A 15,078-nucleotide genomic window follows, 5' to 3' on the forward strand; every position below is an offset into this window, starting at 1 on the left:
CCCTATTAGCTTTTTGCTAATAGGGTCTCCAATTACTGGCCGAAACGCTTATCCATGTCAGCAGTGAATTGTGTTTTTATTCGTTCAAGTTTTTCCTTGCTTTCAGCTTCAGTAGGACTTGTCACACCAATATAGTATTTGATTTTTGGTTCAGTTCCACTTGGTCTTACACAAACCCATGACCCATCTGACAGGAAATATTTCAATACATCGGCTTGTGGCAGTATAAGTGTCTCGTCTTTGCGACCGTCAACAAAGCTGCGTGTTTGCGTCAAGTAATCTTCTTGTGATGAAATCGCAATGCCTGCAACTTCTTTCAAAGGTTGAGTTCGTAAACTGGTTAACAGACTTTTGATTTCACGTGCTCCATCTGCTCCCTTTTTAGTTACGGATACTAATCCTTCAAAATAGTAGCCATGTCTTTCAAACAAATCGTGGAGGACGTCAAGCAATGACTTCCCTTGCATTTTGTAGAAAGCGGCCGCTTCTGTGATCGCTAAGACAGTTTGAATCGCATCTTTGTCACGTGCAAATGGTTTTATCAAATAGCCATAGCTTTCCTCGTAACCAAACAGGAATGTGTATTCATTTGTTTCATTGTATTGCTGAATTTTCTCCCCAATGAATTTGAATCCGGTCAGTACATCTTCTGTTGATGAACCATGGAATTCTGCTATTACTCGTCCGAGATCAGAAGTCACAATGGTTTTGAACACCCGTCCATTGGCTGGCATATTTCCTGCTTCTTTTAATTGCGTTAATAAATACTCAATTAAAATGGCACCCGTCTGATTCCCAGTCAATAAAACATAGCTGTCGCCTTGTTGCACTGCCACACCCACACGGTCTCCATCCGGATCAGCTGTAATTAATAAATCAGCCCCGGTTGTTTTACCTTGAGCCATCGCCAATTCAAAAGCACTGGCTTCTTCCGGGTTTGGTGACTTCAATGTAGGAAATTCTCCATCCGGCTCCATTTGCTCCTCTACGAATGTAAAGTTTTCGTAACCCGCTCGTTTCATCAAATTACGTATAGTTGACCCTGATGCCCCGTGAAGAGGTGAAAATACAACAGCTAAATCATTTTTACCTGACAGGTCTTGATGATGTTGTATGGATTCGACATTTTCAAGATAGGTCTCATCAAGCTCACGACCAACCAATTGAATCAATCCATTTTCTTTAGCGTATTCAGTGTTGCCCGCTTCTACAGCTAACTCATCGCCTACTTGCTGAACAAATGAAATCACAGCCTCGGCATCTGCCAGATTTAACTGGGCCCCGTCTTTCCCATAAACTTTGTAGCCGTTATACTCAGGAGGATTATGACTTGCTGTTACCACAATCCCCATAAAAGCATCCAATTCCCTTACACTGAACGATAGTTGTGGCGTAGTTCTTGGCTCTTCATATAAATAGGCTTGAACTCCATTTTTGGCAAAAGTACTTGCTGCTTCCATCGCAAATTCAGGAGATTTCCTGCGACAGTCATAGGCGACGACAATTCCTTTTTTCATCGCTTCTGTGCCAGCTGCTTTTACGTAATCCGCAACCCCTTGGGAAGCTTTACGAACAGTGTATGTATTCATGCGGTTCGTACCCGCACCAATTTCACCGCGCATCCCGCCAGTGCCAAATTCCAAGTCTTTGTAAAATGCATCTTCCAGTCGCTTTTCATCTTGGGCGATTGCAGAAAGCTGTTCTTTCAATTCAGGCTCCAATTTGTCAAAGGTAAGCCACTTTTCGGCAGTTCGTTTATAACTCAAATCTATTCCCCCATTAAAAACGTTGATTAAGCAGATGAGAAATGCTCAGGCTTCATGTGCCAGTCTAGTAACTGGCACTTAAGCTTGTCTATATCTCATTGGCCTTTTTTATATTCGATACGATACACGTCATGGCGACGGTCTTTTAATTGTTTGACCGTACCATCTTGTCGTTGGCGACGTAAAATTTCTAAATCTACGTCTCCGATTAAGACCATTTCCAAGTTCGGGTTCGTTTCTCCAACTATCCCGTCACGGGCAAATTCAAAATCAGACGGCGCATATATACCAGACTGTGCATATTGAATGTCCATATTTTCGGTTTGTGGCAAGTTGCCGACAGTACCAGAAATAACCGTGTAAATTTGATTTTCTACCGCGCGGGCTTGTGCACAATATTTCACGCGTAAATAACCTTGTCGATCTTCTGTACAGAAAGGTGCGAAAATAATATTGGCACCCATATCCGTTGCTATGCGTGCAAGTTCAGGGAACTCAATATCATAACAAATTTGGATGGCAATTTTTCCGCAATCAGTGTCAAAAACGCGGACTGAATCACCTGCACTGATTCCCCACCATTTTCGTTCGTTTGGTGTGATGTGAATTTTGTATTGTTTTTCAATCGAACCATCGCGACGGAATAAGTAGGCGATGTTGTAAATCTCATCGTCTTCTTCTTTTACGAAATGTGAACCGCCAATGATATTGACATTGTAGCGAACTGCCAAATCGGTAAAGAGTTCGATATATTGTGGTGTGAATTCAGTCAATCGACGAATAGCACGACTCGGTGAAGGTTCATTTAAAAATGACATTAACTGAGTAGTGAAAATCTCTGGGAATACAACGAAATCAGAATGTGCATCGGATGCCACATCAACAAAGTACTCGCATTGATTTGCCAGGTCATCAAATGATTCAATAGCACGCATCATGTACTGAACGACACAGATTCGTACCGGATAACTCGTTTTGAAATGACGTTTTGACATTGGTTTATAGTCAACATTGTTCCATTCCATCAAAGTTGCATACTTACCTGAAGCTGTATCGTCAGGTAAGTAGTTCGGATTAATACGCATAAGCGTGAAACCGTTCATGATTTGGAAGGTCAATACTGGGTCATAAATTTTATGTCGAGACACAGCATCCACGTACTCACGTGGCAACATCTCGGCTGAATGTTTATGGTAATTTGGAATACGTCCACCGATTATTATGGATTTCAGATTGAATTGACGAGCAATTTCTTTACGCGCTTCATATAGACGCTGTCCTACTTTCATGCGTCGATATTCGGGATGCACCATTACTTCAATCCCATACATATTGTAGCCTTCTGGATTGTGATTCGTTATATAGCCGTCATCCGTGACATCTGACCACGAATGGCGGTCATCATATTCATCAAAGTTGATAATTAAACTCGAGCATGAGCCGATAATATGTCCATCCAGTTCTGCGACCATCTGGCCTTCTGGAAAAATAGTTAAATGACTGCGTAATTGGTCAACTTTCCAAGGGTCCATTCCTGGAAAGCAAAGCTTTTGCATCGCTAAAATAGGTTCTATATCATCCATGTTCGTCTGTCTGATGACCAWTTTCATTTCAAATTGGGATAAATCGAATTGCTCTGACATGTAGATCGTCTCCTTCACAAAAGCTTCATACTTCATTATATAGGACTGCAGACTGCGTTGAAAATATTTTACATATTTGATGCTTAGAATTATAATTTGATAAGAGTTTACCCTCAGGAGTGGAGATTAGAACATGTCGAAAAAATCAGAGAATATGTTATTGTTTATGTGGGTCGTTTCTTTAGCAGCAACAATGGGGTCCTTATTTTTCTCAGAAATAAGGCATTATGAACCGTGTGAGTTATGTTGGATTCAACGCATTTTCATGTATCCACTCGTCTTAATTCTAGGTATCGCATACGTGCAGAAAAATGCACGCATTGCTGTAACGACTGCTACGTTCTCCATTATTGGTGGAGCGATTTCGTTATATCATTATGGTTTACAAAAAGTCAGCTTTTTATCAGAAAACGCACCTGCCTGTGGACGTGTATCTTGCACAGGTGAATATATCAACATCTTTGGATTCATCACGATTCCATTTTTGGCGCTGACTGCATTTATTCTTATCGCTATTACAAGTTTCATGTTATTGAGAGCTTTAAAGGAGGAAAAGTAGAATGAAGAAGTTATTAATTATTGGCGGAATCATCGTTGCCATATTTGCTTTATTGATTGTCCTGAACAATACATCAAACAAAAATAAATTAGCGGACAATCCTTACGGTACCAACGACTTAAAACAAGAAACCATTGATCAACTGGACGACGAAAACTATCAAAATATCATTCTACCTGATGACTTACAAGCAAAAGTAGAAAGCGGTGAACCCGTAACTGCTTATTTCTTCAGCCCGATTTGTGTTCATTGTAAAGCAATGACTCCTGTATTAATGCCAATCGTAAAAGATATGAACGTTGACTTAGTGCAATACAATATTTATGAATTTGAGCAAGGATGGGAAGATTATAAGATAGAAGCAACTCCAACTATGATTCATTTTGAAGATGGAAAAGAAGTTGCACGTATGGTCGGCAGTCAACCAAAAGAACAAATAGAAACCTTTTTCAATGAATTTGTATTAAAATAGAAGATACCGTAGACCATGTCCTCGTACATGGTCTCTTTTTAGGAGGACTGTAAATGAATAAAACATTTGAATATGAGTTACAAACAGACAATATTACCATCGAACAACTTCTGCGCGACGATTTTCATATTGGCAAGAAAATCATGCATGAAATGCGTATGGCCAAAAGTATCGTAAATGAAAATGGAGAACCGATGGTATGGCAACATCATTATCCAAAAGGAACAAAACTTACTTTCACTGTGAACGTGGAGCCTTCTTCTTATGTAGCGACACAAAATTGTGAAGTCCCGATTCTTTTTGAAGATGCTCATATACTGGTCGTTTCAAAGCCTGCCGATATGGCAACACATCCAAATGAGCCTGGCCAGACAGGCACTTGTATGAACCATGTCATGGCCTATATAAAAAAACAAGGTGGCGTTTATGCAGAGCATGTCCATCGTCTAGACCAAGGTACGAAAGGTTTAGTATTGATTGCTAAACATCCTCTTATTAAATCCATGTTGGATCGCATGCTTGAAGACAAACAAATCATTCGTGTCTACGAAGCGATAGTTGATGGCTACATGACTCAAAAAAATGGAACGATTCGCACACCGATTGGTAAGGATCGCCATGATTCAACCCGTCGAACAGTCTCTCCATCAGGTCAAACAGCTATCACTCACTTTGAAGTTGTGGGACAAGATTCTAATTTCACAAAAGTACACGTGATTTTGGAAACTGGACGCACGCATCAAATCCGTGTTCACTTGAGCTCTATCGGCCACCCTGTTACAGGTGACAGATTATATGGTTCAAGAACTAGAGCGGACAATTATTCTTTGCAAGCGAAAAAACTGCAATTTGTTCACCCGATTACGAAAGAAATGATTGTAGTCGAGGACTATAAATAACTCACCTTTCGCAGTTTCAAGAAAATAACCGAATGAAACAACTGTATAGAAGAAGAGTGCGAAAACCAAAATAAATAAGTAAAAACAAAAGAGATTCCTGAGTCATCAATGACTCATGGAATCTCTTTTTGTATTGGCTTTATTATAGAATGCTGTAGACCTACAAGTATGTGGTTTTCATACTTGTTGGCTCATATGGGACATGCGGCTAGCGCATAGGAACGATAATAGCATTATCGTTTAGCAGAGCCTTTGTATTAGAAATTAAAAGAAAAATTATCTGGATCTGCCCCAGTGCGTTCGTTCAAATTCAATGAATCAATATTTTTCATATCTTCAAATGACAACTCAAAATCAAACACATCGGCATTGGCTGCAATGCGTTCTGGTGTTACCGATTTCGGAATCACTAGCAGGTCATGTTGCAAATGCCAACGGATGATGATTTGAGCCGATGTCTTTCCATATTTATTCCCCATTCTTACAAGTGATGGCTCGTCCAGCAGACCGCCACGTGCCAATGGGGACCAGGAAGTCACAGCGATTTGGTTGTCTGCACAAAACGTTCTTAGGTCATACTGAGTAAGACGTGGACTTAACTCGATTTGATTAACCATTGGTTTGACATTTGCTTTCGCAAAAATTTCTTCTAAGTGATGCTGATGGTGATTGGATACACCTGTCGCACGAATCAATTTTTCATCATACAGACGTTCAATCGCACGATATGTGTCTACGAACGTTTCTTTAACCGGCCAGTGTGTTAAATACAGATCCAAATAGTCGAAACCCAATTTTTCAAGCGACGCTTCAAAAGCACGCAATGTCTGATCATACCCTTGATCGGCGTTCCACACTTTGGTTGTAACAAAAACATCTTCACGTTTTAAACCAGATGCCCGAACCGATTCGCCGACCTCTTTTTCATTGGCATATAAAGAAGCAGTATCGATTGCACGATAACCTACTTGAAGAGCCGTAGTCATCGCCTTTACTGCTTCTTCGGGATTTGTCATTTTATAAACGCCTAGACCCAGACGTGGAATCTCAATGCCGTTATGTAATGTTTTGGTGGATTGTATTGTTAAAGTCATGTTCTTCATCCTTTCCATTCCTTGTTCTTTCTTCATACATCTATTGTACAAATTGAATCTAAATTTTACGAGTGAGATGATTTATTCATCAAAAACTATTGCATATTCCCCTAAAAGCGAATAATATATGAAATGTTGGTTATTTCGTTCGTCTTTTTGAAACGAGACACACTATGTTTCGCTTAAATGAGCATAATACTAATGTAAAAACTGAAATCCTCGCAGGTATGACGACATTTCTGACGATGGTTTATATCGTAATCGTTAATCCGGTCATCTTGGCAGATGCTGGCGTACCTTTTGATCAAGTCTTTCTAGCAACTATTATTTCAGCAGTTATAGGTACTTTATGGATGGGGTTATTTGCAAACTATCCTATCGCCATTGCACCAGGTATGGGATTGAATGCATTTTTCACTTACACCGTAGTTATTTCCTCTAATGGGGAAATTAATTACATCACTGCATTTTCAGCAGTATTTATTGCCGGACTATTATTTATCATTTTATCTTTAACACCTTTACGTAAAAAATTAATCGAAATTATCCCTGAAAATTTAAAACATGGTATTACCGCTGGTATCGGCTTGTTTATCGCTTTTATCGGTCTGCGACTATCTCATTTGGTTGAAGCTCATCCCCAAAACTTGGTGAAGCTTGGAGATTTAACAAGTGCACCAGTATTGCTGACATTGTTCGGATTGATAATCACATTGATTTTGATGGTGATGAATGTTTACGGAGCTTTATTCTATGGAATGATTGTTACCGGAATTGTTGCTTTCTTCACAGGCCAACTGAAGTTTGAAGAAACATTGATGAAACTACCGTCTTTACCAGAAGGCATCATTGTATGGAACCCAGCTGTTGCTTTTATGGATGTCTTCCATTATGGCATGTTCGGCATCGTTATTTCTTTCTTACTCGTTACTTTATTTGATACTACAGGAACGATGATTGGTGTTGCAAAACAAGCTGGGCTAATGAAAGGCAATAAAATGCCACGTGCAAGACAGGCTTTGCTTGCAGATTCAGTAGCGACAACAGTCGGAGCTATGTTCGGTACAAGCCCAACATCTGCATACATCGAGTCGTCTTCAGGCGTAGCTGTTGGTGGTCGTACAGGTTTAACATCTGTTACTGTCGCTGTTTTATTCATCATTGCCGCTTTCTTTGGACCACTCGTTTCTTCGCTATCAAGTGTAGCTGCCATTACTGCACCAGCTTTGATTATTGTCGGTAGTTTGATGATCAGTGCAGTGAAGCATATCGATTGGGATTCTTTCGACGAGGCCTTCCCTGCTTTCATAATTATTTTAACAATGCCACTGACATCAAGTATTGCCACAGGTATTGAACTAGGATTCATCCTTTATCCATTATTAAAAATCTTTAAAGGCCAGGCACGAAAAGTACATCCGTTACTATATATCTTCGCTGCTCTGTTCCTGTATCAGTTACTATTCTTGCCTCATTAATATAAAAACGACTGGAGCCTTTTGACTTCAGTCGTTTTTTCGTTTATGAATCGGTTCAGCTTCATCCGATTGTGCAGGATCGGAAACTCGATGATCTTTTTTCAATTCATGTTCATCACGCATTTTTTCCATTTGACGGCCAAGCTGTTTCATCTCTTCCATCGATGAAGCCATTGAACCATTCTCAGGATCTCGTTCTTTTTTCGACATGTTCGCTCAGCTCCTTTTTGCTATCGTATAAGAACCTTACAGAGAAAGCAACATTTGCATTGAACGAATTTCGCCATAATTGTATCGAGGAGAATATTTCTTTTTGAAATGAAGTAAGCTATACTTAGGTATGATATTGTAATACTCTCAAAAGGAGGCAACAAAAATGAGCTTACTACTTATTCTTGGTGTTACTGTTGCATTCCTTGCTGCGATCTTCACGGCAGGGTACGATGACAAACCAGGTGCATCTGAAAAGAAATAATCATGTAAAACGGGATTGCTATAATTAGCAATCCCGTTTTTTTAATCTAAATTCGGATAATCTTGTTGACGCAGTGCTTCATAAATTAAAATAGCAGCTGTATTAGACAAATTTAATGAGCGTACATTATCATTCATCGGAATACGTAGGCAACGGTCTTGATTCGCATCAATCAATTCACGAGGCAAACCAGACGTTTCTTTTCCGAAGACGAAAAAGAAATCTTTCTCAATCTCGCTATAGTTATACGTAGTATGTGGTTTAGACCCATGCTTCGTAAGGAAGAAAAACTCCCCTTCCGGATATTTAGCAAACAACTCTTCTAAAGCGTCATAGTAGTGAATATCAACATGCTCCCAGTAATCGAGCCCTGCACGTTTTAGCATTTTATCGTCGGTTGAAAACCCTAATGGTCGTATTAAATGTAATTTCGTATCCGTCCCTGCACACGTACGGGCAATGTTACCTGTATTTGCTGGGATAAGTGGTTGATAAAGTACCACATGTATAGCCATTTCCGTCACTTCCTCAATGTATGGTTTCAAAGGATATCCCTTTGAGAATTTCTTCAATCACTTCTGGATCTTTCTCTACTGTTAAAGCTTTTTGCAAAGCTTCCATTCCTTCAGATGTACCAATCTTACCTATGGCCCATGCAGCTGTGCCACGAATCACCGGTCGTTCATCAGATTGGAGTAAGTCAATCAAATCAGGAATGGCACTTTCTTCTTTAAAATGTGCCAGTGCTAAAATTGCATTCCTTTGGATGGGTTTCTTCCCTCTCCAGGAACCGGACACATGGCCGAATTTAGTTTTGAATTCCTTGTTGCTCATTTTCAACAGTGGTAATAGCAATGGCTTTGCAAGTTCAGGGTCAGGCTGAAAATCAATTTGATGCATATTGAATTTACCTTTATTTTTCGGACAAACCGTTTGGCAAGTATCACATCCATAGATGCGGTTTCCGATTTTGGTTCGGAACTCATCTGGTAAAAATGTCTTGGTCTGAGTCAAAAAAGCAATACATCGTTGCGCATTGAGCTGACCACCTTCAATCAACGCACCAGTCGGGCAAACGTCCAAACACAATCGACAATCTCCACATTCATCTTCCATTGGTGTATCAGGTGCGAAGGGAATGTTCGTAATAATCTCTCCCAAATAAACATAGGATCCAAATTCAGGCGTAATAACCGAACAATTCTTAGCACTCCATCCGATTCCCGCACGCTCGGCAACAGCCCGATCAGACAACTCTCCTGTGTCCACCATAGAGCGTGTTTTAGCGTCTTCAATATGTTCCGCTATAAACAGCTCCAATTTAGCTAAACGGTCCCTTAACACTGTGTGATAGTCGATTCCCCATGAGGCTCTGGCGAAAATCCCCCGTCGCTCGCCTTTCTTCCCTTGCGGTGCATTTTCCATGCGTGATGGATAGGCAATGGCGATGGAAATAATACTCTCAGCTTCGTTCAATAAAAGCGATGGAACCGTTCTTTTTTCAAGGTCAGGCTCTTCAAAGCCTGATTGGTACCCTAGTTCCTGTTGGCGTTTCAATCGATTCTTCAACTCACGAAAAGGATCGGAAGAAGCAAAGCCGATTTTATCGATGCCAATGGAATGTGCATATGTTATTAGTTCTTKTTGAAATTGATTGACATTCATAAAACTTCTCCCTCCTTGTGATAAACTATTGAAAAACGAATTGTAGGTGAAAGCATGAAAGCTTCTATAGAATCGTCCATTTTTCAAATCGACGAATTTATTAAAATAGGCATTAACCATTATACCAAATTTGTCATCTCAGAATCGCCTCAAATGTTAAAAGGACGCATGCAATTATTTCAAGAACACTTATTTTTTGACTTACAAGATAAAGAATTGACTGATTATGAAGGAATTAAAGAATGGCGGGCTCTTTGGAAAAAGTTTGGAGCCGATCCTGGTCGTTATCGCCCCGCCATGGAGGCCATGATGCGTCGAATTCGCAATCAAAACTATTTACAGCCTTTAAACAGTGGTGTGGATTTAAATAACTTCTTTTCCTTGCAATATGAAATCCCTGTTGGTCTTTATGATTTATCTCATGTAGAAAGTGATATTCACATAGAACTAGGAGTATCTGACACTACATATACCGGAATCAATGGACGCGAAAATAATTTACATGGCATCCTTACCATCCAAGATACGATAGGTCCATTTGGAAGCCCTTTTGTAGATTCACTCCGCACCGCTGTCAGTGAACAAACCGTTGACGCTTTACAAGTTTTCTTTTTAAAGCCTTCCATGTCGATTGAGGCTGCAGAGCAGCTAGTTACTGCGGCAGGAAAAATGTTTACACAAGTTAACGGAGGAAACTTTTCATCCGTAATTTTATCTAAAGAGCAGGTTCAGGCTAACTTGCCAACTATATCATGATTGCATAGAAAAACCGCTTCAATCGAAGCGGTTTTTTCTATTCGTTATTGTTCAGTTCCCTAATGATCGTTTCTAAACCAGCGTACGTTGATCTAAAAGTTGGAATGTCTCTTTCTTGTAATAAACAACGGCTAATTTTACATTTGTCATTGCTATCATCTCCTTTAGAGTATCCAAAATAATGATCACATTATTCTGGATTCCCTTATGAAAATGTTTTATTCCTATTTTTGAATATCGCATGATTTTAAGTCATAATGCTCATGCCAATCCAAAAAATGTGAAATAAGAAAACACTTAGATAACAGGCATTGGCAAAACTCAATACGTATTTAAAACTTTTACCAAACTGTTGGAATGGATATTTTAAAATAAATACTGCAAAAAGGGTGCTTAAAAACAGTTTAATTATGAGAATAGTAAACGGGTCTAACTTTATTAATAGTGGATTAGCTTCGGAGATAATCAACATTGTGATTCCGACATATGTGGCAATTCCATCCAAACTATTTAATACAACTAACAGCCAAGCCCAGCCAACCATTTTATCACCTTTATCTTTATTTGATATATTCAATGTGGTCAAGTGAATAACGACTTAATCATATCTTGATATATCTCCTTTACCAGAAATTCGTCTATTTAATAAAGGCATTTGGAATGCTGATTGTAATCTCGGTAATCCTTTATACGCTTGACGATATTTGGTTAGAAGGATTGACGATAAATAACTTTATTTTTTCAGCCTGTCTGGGTATCAGCTTGGCTCATTCCTTTTACAAGACCCATTCAATCTGGGCAAATTCAGGATTGCACGGTGGATAAAATATTGCATATGGACTGTTTTATGGAGTATCTGGGAACGTCGGGGATGGAATCATTCAATTTAAAGCAGTAGAGTCCAATTTTTCTTATCTCCATGGCTTTCATATTTATGCGAACTTGTGTTATTTCTGATTGTATACTTGGGCGGAACTTGGTTTGTTCAGCCTTCCTTTACAGAAGAGTTATTACAACCCAATCCGAATTCAAGGAAAGTCAAAATCCAATAACTCCTTTAAACAAGTTACGCGTTTGTAATTCACATTAATAAACTTAGACTTAGGTTCGCTCCATTGGAATATTTTTCAACGTTTATGAAGTGAAATAAAGCTAATACTCAATAGTGCGGGGCTTGGGTTGATAAGCCATGTTTTATTTCTCGCATAAAACGCTTAAGCATTTTGCTTAGGCGTTTTTTTTTGTAACTAATCAATATGATGGATTTGAATAAACTGGGGCTTTCAGAACATCCTAACAGGAAATGGAGGTGAGTTTCTTTGACTACAGATAAAGGCAATATCAAACAAAAAGAAAATAAAAACTTGAAGAAGGCAAGATTTGATCGTGAAGAATTTGGCCATGGATACGATTTAAGTCCAGATGATTTAGATATTATAGGTCAAAACAAAGCAGCAAAAACAAATACGAAAAAGGCGGCCAATCACCCCGTCAATAATGATAAAAAGAACGATCAGAGGTAAACCGTTGTACTTTCAGTATTCCCTATTATTTATATAAAATTAAAAAAGCAGTATCTACATAAGTAGATACTGCTTTTTTAATGATACCCGAGGCCAGACTCGAACTGGCACGCCTTGCGGCACCGCATTTTGAGTGCGGCGTGTCTGCCATTCCACCACTCGGGCAAATCAATACATGCAGACATATGAAAGTATAATATGGAGGCGGCAACCGGATTTGAACCGGTGATAAAGGTGTTGCAGACCTGTGCCTTACCACTTGGCTATGCCGCCAAATCATGTTGGAGCGGAAGACGAGGTTCGAACTCGCGACCCCCACCTTGGCAAGGTGGTGTTCTACCACTGAACTACTTCCGCAAAAATACTGGGGTACCTGGATTCGAACCAGGGCGTGACGGAATCAAAATCCGTTGCCTTACCGCTTGGCTATACCCCACTAATAAGATGGGGCGAACGAGGGGAATTGAACCCCCGAATGTCGGAATCACAATCCGATGCGTTAACCACTTCGCCACGCCCGCCATAATGTTAGTATATGCTTTTGTAAGTAAATTTATTAAAAATGGGGCGACTGAAGGGAATTGAACCCTCGAATGTCGGAATCACAATCCGATGCGTTAACCACTTCGCCACAACCGCCACTATAAAATAAAATTGGCAGGGGCAGTAGGAATTGAACCCACACTGGAGGTTTTGGAGACCTCAGTTCTACCTTTAAACTATGCCCCTAAAGTTGGTGGAGGGGGGCGGATTCGAACCGCCGAACCCGAAGGAACGGATTTACAGTCCGTCGTGTTTAGCCACTTCACTACCCCTCCAATTGAAGATGGTGCCGGCGAAAGGAGTCGAACCCTCGACCTACTGATTACAAGTCAGTTGCTCTACCAACTGAGCTACACCGGCGGGAAAAAATATAATGGTGGCTCAGGACGGAATCGAACCGCCGACACAAGGATTTTCAGTCCTTTGCTCTACCGACTGAGCTACTGAGCCACATTCGAATTGTACTAAGCTTCGAATCTCGTTGTCAGCTTCATTCGTTCGTTCGGTCACGTACGTTAGTACGCTCCTTCACTTACTCATTTTGCTTCCTAGACCTTCTTTGCTTATTCCAATTCTTAACACTTCATAAAAAATGGCGGTCCCGACGGGAATCGAACCCGCGATCTCCTGCGTGACAGGCAGGCATGTTAACCGCTACACCACGGGACCATTTGGTTGCGGGGGCAGGATTTGAACCTGCGACCTTTGGGTTATGAGCCCAACGAGCTACCGTGCTGCTCCACCCCGCGATAATATTATTGTTATAAACACTATGACTCAACGCTTCTAGTAAGTTTGACATCTTCGTTTGGCGATTTGCGCCACCCTCACGATTTCTTTAGAGCGAGTATATGTATGTTTATATGTTTRATGATCTTACACCACACACTTAGTAAAAATGGAGGAGGTAGAGGGATTCGAACCCCCGCGGGATTTGACTCCCCTGTCGGTTTTCAAGACCGATCCCTTCAGCCGGACTTGGGTATACCTCCGCAGTATATAAGTGGTGGACCTTGCAGGACTCGAACCTGCGACCGGACGGTTATGAGCCGTCTGCTCTAACCAACTGAGCTAAAGGTCCTAAAAAATGGCGGCAGAGGGGATCGAACCCCCGACCTCACGGGTATGAACCGTACGCTCTAGCCAGCTGAGCTACGCCGCCAGGATCTTTATAAAATGTTGGTGGAGCCTAGCGGGATCGAACCGCTGACCTCCTGCGTGCAAGGCAGGCGCTCTCCCAGCTGAGCTAAGGCCCCGTAAAAGGGATAAAATAAACTGGTCGGGAAGACAGGATTCGAACCTGCGACCCCTTGGTCCCAAACCAAGTGCTCTACCAAGCTGAGCTACTTCCCGAGTCAAAAATTATGGCGCGCCCGGCAGGAGTCGAACCCACAACCTTCTGATCCGTAGTCAGACGCTCTATCCAATTGAGCTACGGGCGCATATTATACTATTTTAAAAACTGGTGCCGAGGACCGGAATCGAACCGGTACGGTAGTCACCTACCGCAGGATTTTAAGTCCTGTGCGTCTGCCAGTTCCGCCACCCCGGCATTTAAGAAGATATGGAGCGGAAGACGAGGTTCGAACTCGCGACCCCCACCTTGGCAAGGTGGTGTTCTACCACTGAACTACTTCCGCTCGTATAAAATTGTGAAAATGGTGCGGGTGAAGGGAGTCGAACCCCCACGCCTTGCGGCGCTAGATCCTAAGTCTAGTGCGTCTGCCAGTTCCGCCACACCCGCAACTTAGTATAAAAATGGTGAGCCATGTAGGATTCGAACCTACGACCCTCTGATTAAAAGTCAGATGCTCTACCAACTGAGCTAATGGCTCTAACAATGGTGCCGGCGAAAGGAGTCGAACCCTCGACCTACTGATTACAAGTCAGTTGCTCTACCAACTGAGCTACACCGGCACGGTGTTAAAAATAAAAATGGTGGAGGATGACGGGCTCGAACCGCCGACCCTCTGCTTGTAAGGCAGATGCTCTCCCAGCTGAGCTAATCCTCCGGAATAAATCGCCCAGCGACGTCCTACTCTCACAGGGGGAAACCCCCAACTACCATCGGCGCTAAAGAGCTTAACTTCCGTGTTCGGTATGGGAACGGGTGTGACCTCTTTGCCATTATCACTGGACTGGGTATTCTTTTTTTAAGACAAGATTTATTATAACAAGTCTGACGAGATTTACAAGTGTTTTTTA

The 15,078-nt window shown here is 41.2% G+C and carries 13 protein-coding genes, 24 tRNA genes and 1 rRNA gene; 6 read left to right on the plus strand and 32 right to left on the minus strand.

Going from position 1 to position 15,078, the window contains the following annotated elements; all coding sequences use genetic code 11:
* Positions 1–32 precede the first annotated feature (32 nt).
* Together AC1DSL_RS08930 and AC1DSL_RS08935 are read right to left on the minus strand one after the other, a co-directional pair.
* A complete protein-coding gene (locus AC1DSL_RS08930) occupies positions 33–1,766 on the minus strand; it encodes a phospho-sugar mutase (protein ID WP_477531936.1) in 1,734 nt (577 codons plus the stop codon).
* A 95-nt stretch (positions 1,767–1,861) separates the two neighbouring features.
* Positions 1,862–3,409, minus strand: coding sequence for a GNAT family N-acetyltransferase (locus AC1DSL_RS08935; RefSeq protein ID WP_477531937.1), 1,548 nt, complete (start codon positions 3,407–3,409; stop codon positions 1,862–1,864).
* Positions 3,410–3,542: 133 nt separating this feature from the next.
* On the opposite strand from AC1DSL_RS08935, the gene AC1DSL_RS08940 reads away from it, so the two are divergent.
* From AC1DSL_RS08940 to AC1DSL_RS08950, 3 genes are read left to right on the plus strand one after another with little or no spacing between them, the layout of a single operon-like run.
* Complete coding sequence (locus tag AC1DSL_RS08940; RefSeq protein ID WP_016429206.1) at positions 3,543–3,968, plus strand: disulfide oxidoreductase; 426 nt, start codon at positions 3,543–3,545, stop codon at positions 3,966–3,968.
* A gap of 1 nt (position 3,969) precedes the next feature.
* The gene (locus AC1DSL_RS08945; protein WP_477531938.1) at positions 3,970–4,440 is read left to right on the plus strand and encodes a thioredoxin family protein; all 471 of its coding nucleotides are present in this window, start codon (positions 3,970–3,972) and stop codon (positions 4,438–4,440) included.
* Between the two features lie 53 nt (positions 4,441–4,493).
* Positions 4,494–5,339 carry an RluA family pseudouridine synthase gene (locus AC1DSL_RS08950; protein ID WP_477531939.1) on the plus strand — a complete coding sequence of 282 codons (846 nt, stop codon included), beginning with the start codon at positions 4,494–4,496 and terminating at the stop codon, positions 5,337–5,339.
* A 257-nt stretch (positions 5,340–5,596) separates the two neighbouring features.
* On the opposite strand, the gene AC1DSL_RS08955 is transcribed toward AC1DSL_RS08950, so the two are convergent.
* The gene (locus AC1DSL_RS08955; RefSeq protein ID WP_477531940.1) at positions 5,597–6,433 is read right to left on the minus strand and encodes an aldo/keto reductase; all 837 of its coding nucleotides are present in this window, start codon (positions 6,431–6,433) and stop codon (positions 5,597–5,599) included.
* Positions 6,434–6,606: 173 nt separating this feature from the next.
* On the opposite strand from AC1DSL_RS08955, the gene AC1DSL_RS08960 reads away from it, so the two are divergent.
* Complete coding sequence (locus AC1DSL_RS08960) at positions 6,607–7,911, plus strand: NCS2 family permease (RefSeq protein ID WP_016429210.1); 1,305 nt, start codon at positions 6,607–6,609, stop codon at positions 7,909–7,911.
* A gap of 27 nt (positions 7,912–7,938) precedes the next feature.
* Here AC1DSL_RS08960 and AC1DSL_RS08965 read toward each other — a convergent pair whose 3' ends face one another.
* From AC1DSL_RS08965 to queG, 3 genes are all read right to left on the minus strand, one after another.
* The gene (locus tag AC1DSL_RS08965) at positions 7,939–8,121 is read right to left on the minus strand and encodes a hypothetical protein (protein WP_016429211.1); all 183 of its coding nucleotides are present in this window, start codon (positions 8,119–8,121) and stop codon (positions 7,939–7,941) included.
* Between the two features lie 306 nt (positions 8,122–8,427).
* A complete protein-coding gene (gene trmL / locus AC1DSL_RS08970) occupies positions 8,428–8,901 on the minus strand; it encodes a tRNA (uridine(34)/cytosine(34)/5-carboxymethylaminomethyluridine(34)-2'-O)-methyltransferase TrmL (protein WP_016429213.1) in 474 nt (157 codons plus the stop codon).
* 13 nt (positions 8,902–8,914) lie between these two features.
* Complete coding sequence (gene queG, locus AC1DSL_RS08975) at positions 8,915–10,051, minus strand: tRNA epoxyqueuosine(34) reductase QueG (RefSeq protein ID WP_477531941.1); 1,137 nt, start codon at positions 10,049–10,051, stop codon at positions 8,915–8,917.
* Positions 10,052–10,105: 54 nt separating this feature from the next.
* Between queG and AC1DSL_RS08980 the strand changes: the two genes are divergently transcribed.
* The gene (locus tag AC1DSL_RS08980) at positions 10,106–10,807 is read left to right on the plus strand and encodes a B3/B4 domain-containing protein (protein ID WP_477531942.1); all 702 of its coding nucleotides are present in this window, start codon (positions 10,106–10,108) and stop codon (positions 10,805–10,807) included.
* Between the two features lie 247 nt (positions 10,808–11,054).
* Here AC1DSL_RS08980 and AC1DSL_RS08985 read toward each other — a convergent pair whose 3' ends face one another.
* Positions 11,055–11,393, minus strand: coding sequence for a DUF5658 family protein (locus tag AC1DSL_RS08985; protein ID WP_477531943.1), 339 nt, complete (start codon positions 11,391–11,393; stop codon positions 11,055–11,057).
* A gap of 733 nt (positions 11,394–12,126) precedes the next feature.
* Between AC1DSL_RS08985 and AC1DSL_RS08990 the strand changes: the two genes are divergently transcribed.
* The gene (locus AC1DSL_RS08990; RefSeq protein ID WP_342543037.1) at positions 12,127–12,330 is read left to right on the plus strand and encodes a hypothetical protein; all 204 of its coding nucleotides are present in this window, start codon (positions 12,127–12,129) and stop codon (positions 12,328–12,330) included.
* Between the two features lie 84 nt (positions 12,331–12,414).
* Here the strand turns inward: AC1DSL_RS08990 and AC1DSL_RS08995 are convergent.
* From AC1DSL_RS08995 to rrf, 25 genes are all read right to left on the minus strand, one after another.
* Positions 12,415–12,495: transfer RNA gene (locus AC1DSL_RS08995), tRNA-Leu, on the minus strand.
* Positions 12,496–12,529: 34 nt separating this feature from the next.
* A tRNA-Cys gene (locus tag AC1DSL_RS09000) sits at positions 12,530–12,603 on the minus strand.
* A gap of 9 nt (positions 12,604–12,612) precedes the next feature.
* Positions 12,613–12,687: transfer RNA gene (locus AC1DSL_RS09005), tRNA-Gly, on the minus strand.
* A gap of 7 nt (positions 12,688–12,694) precedes the next feature.
* Positions 12,695–12,766 (minus strand) — tRNA-Gln (locus tag AC1DSL_RS09010).
* A 9-nt stretch (positions 12,767–12,775) separates the two neighbouring features.
* Positions 12,776–12,851, minus strand: a tRNA-His gene (locus tag AC1DSL_RS09015).
* Between the two features lie 42 nt (positions 12,852–12,893).
* Positions 12,894–12,969, minus strand: a tRNA-His gene (locus tag AC1DSL_RS09020).
* A gap of 16 nt (positions 12,970–12,985) precedes the next feature.
* Positions 12,986–13,059: transfer RNA gene (locus AC1DSL_RS09025), tRNA-Trp, on the minus strand.
* A 5-nt stretch (positions 13,060–13,064) separates the two neighbouring features.
* Positions 13,065–13,148: transfer RNA gene (locus AC1DSL_RS09030), tRNA-Tyr, on the minus strand.
* A gap of 9 nt (positions 13,149–13,157) precedes the next feature.
* Positions 13,158–13,233, minus strand: a tRNA-Thr gene (locus AC1DSL_RS09035).
* A gap of 14 nt (positions 13,234–13,247) precedes the next feature.
* A tRNA-Phe gene (locus AC1DSL_RS09040) sits at positions 13,248–13,323 on the minus strand.
* A 143-nt stretch (positions 13,324–13,466) separates the two neighbouring features.
* Positions 13,467–13,542: transfer RNA gene (locus AC1DSL_RS09045), tRNA-Asp, on the minus strand.
* Positions 13,543–13,545: 3 nt separating this feature from the next.
* A tRNA-Met gene (locus tag AC1DSL_RS09050) sits at positions 13,546–13,622 on the minus strand.
* Between the two features lie 150 nt (positions 13,623–13,772).
* A tRNA-Ser gene (locus AC1DSL_RS09055) sits at positions 13,773–13,865 on the minus strand.
* Positions 13,866–13,877: 12 nt separating this feature from the next.
* Positions 13,878–13,954 (minus strand) — tRNA-Ile (locus AC1DSL_RS09060).
* Between the two features lie 7 nt (positions 13,955–13,961).
* A tRNA-Met gene (locus AC1DSL_RS09065) sits at positions 13,962–14,035 on the minus strand.
* 18 nt (positions 14,036–14,053) lie between these two features.
* A tRNA-Ala gene (locus tag AC1DSL_RS09070) sits at positions 14,054–14,129 on the minus strand.
* Between the two features lie 20 nt (positions 14,130–14,149).
* Positions 14,150–14,226: transfer RNA gene (locus AC1DSL_RS09075), tRNA-Pro, on the minus strand.
* Positions 14,227–14,238: 12 nt separating this feature from the next.
* Positions 14,239–14,315, minus strand: a tRNA-Arg gene (locus tag AC1DSL_RS09080).
* 21 nt (positions 14,316–14,336) lie between these two features.
* Positions 14,337–14,425: transfer RNA gene (locus AC1DSL_RS09085), tRNA-Leu, on the minus strand.
* A gap of 13 nt (positions 14,426–14,438) precedes the next feature.
* A tRNA-Gly gene (locus tag AC1DSL_RS09090) sits at positions 14,439–14,513 on the minus strand.
* 19 nt (positions 14,514–14,532) lie between these two features.
* Positions 14,533–14,617, minus strand: a tRNA-Leu gene (locus tag AC1DSL_RS09095).
* Between the two features lie 15 nt (positions 14,618–14,632).
* Positions 14,633–14,708 (minus strand) — tRNA-Lys (locus tag AC1DSL_RS09100).
* Positions 14,709–14,714: 6 nt separating this feature from the next.
* Positions 14,715–14,790, minus strand: a tRNA-Thr gene (locus AC1DSL_RS09105).
* A 19-nt stretch (positions 14,791–14,809) separates the two neighbouring features.
* Positions 14,810–14,885 (minus strand) — tRNA-Val (locus AC1DSL_RS09110).
* A gap of 10 nt (positions 14,886–14,895) precedes the next feature.
* A 5S ribosomal RNA gene (rrf, locus tag AC1DSL_RS09115) occupies positions 14,896–15,011 on the minus strand.
* Between the last annotated feature and the right edge of the window lie 67 nt (positions 15,012–15,078).

The organism is Paenisporosarcina sp. P4_D4, from assembly GCF_056401835.1.

Excerpts from the sequence above, each read along its gene's own strand:
- AC1DSL_RS08940 (WP_016429206.1), top strand. The coding sequence starts at position 3,543 with ATGTCGAAAAAATCAGAGAATATGTTATTGTTTATGTGGGTCGTTTCT.
- AC1DSL_RS08945 (WP_477531938.1), top strand. The coding sequence starts at position 3,970 with ATGAAGAAGTTATTAATTATTGGCGGAATCATCGTTGCCATATTTGCT.
- AC1DSL_RS08950 (WP_477531939.1), top strand. The coding sequence starts at position 4,494 with ATGAATAAAACATTTGAATATGAGTTACAAACAGACAATATTACCATC.
- AC1DSL_RS08955 (WP_477531940.1), bottom strand. The coding sequence starts at position 6,433 with ATGACTTTAACAATACAATCCACCAAAACATTACATAACGGCATTGAG.
- AC1DSL_RS08960 (WP_016429210.1), top strand. The coding sequence starts at position 6,607 with ATGTTTCGCTTAAATGAGCATAATACTAATGTAAAAACTGAAATCCTC.
- AC1DSL_RS08965 (WP_016429211.1), bottom strand. The coding sequence starts at position 8,121 with ATGTCGAAAAAAGAACGAGATCCTGAGAATGGTTCAATGGCTTCATCG.
- trmL (WP_016429213.1), bottom strand. The coding sequence starts at position 8,901 with ATGGCTATACATGTGGTACTTTATCAACCACTTATCCCAGCAAATACA.
- AC1DSL_RS08980 (WP_477531942.1), top strand. The coding sequence starts at position 10,106 with ATGAAAGCTTCTATAGAATCGTCCATTTTTCAAATCGACGAATTTATT.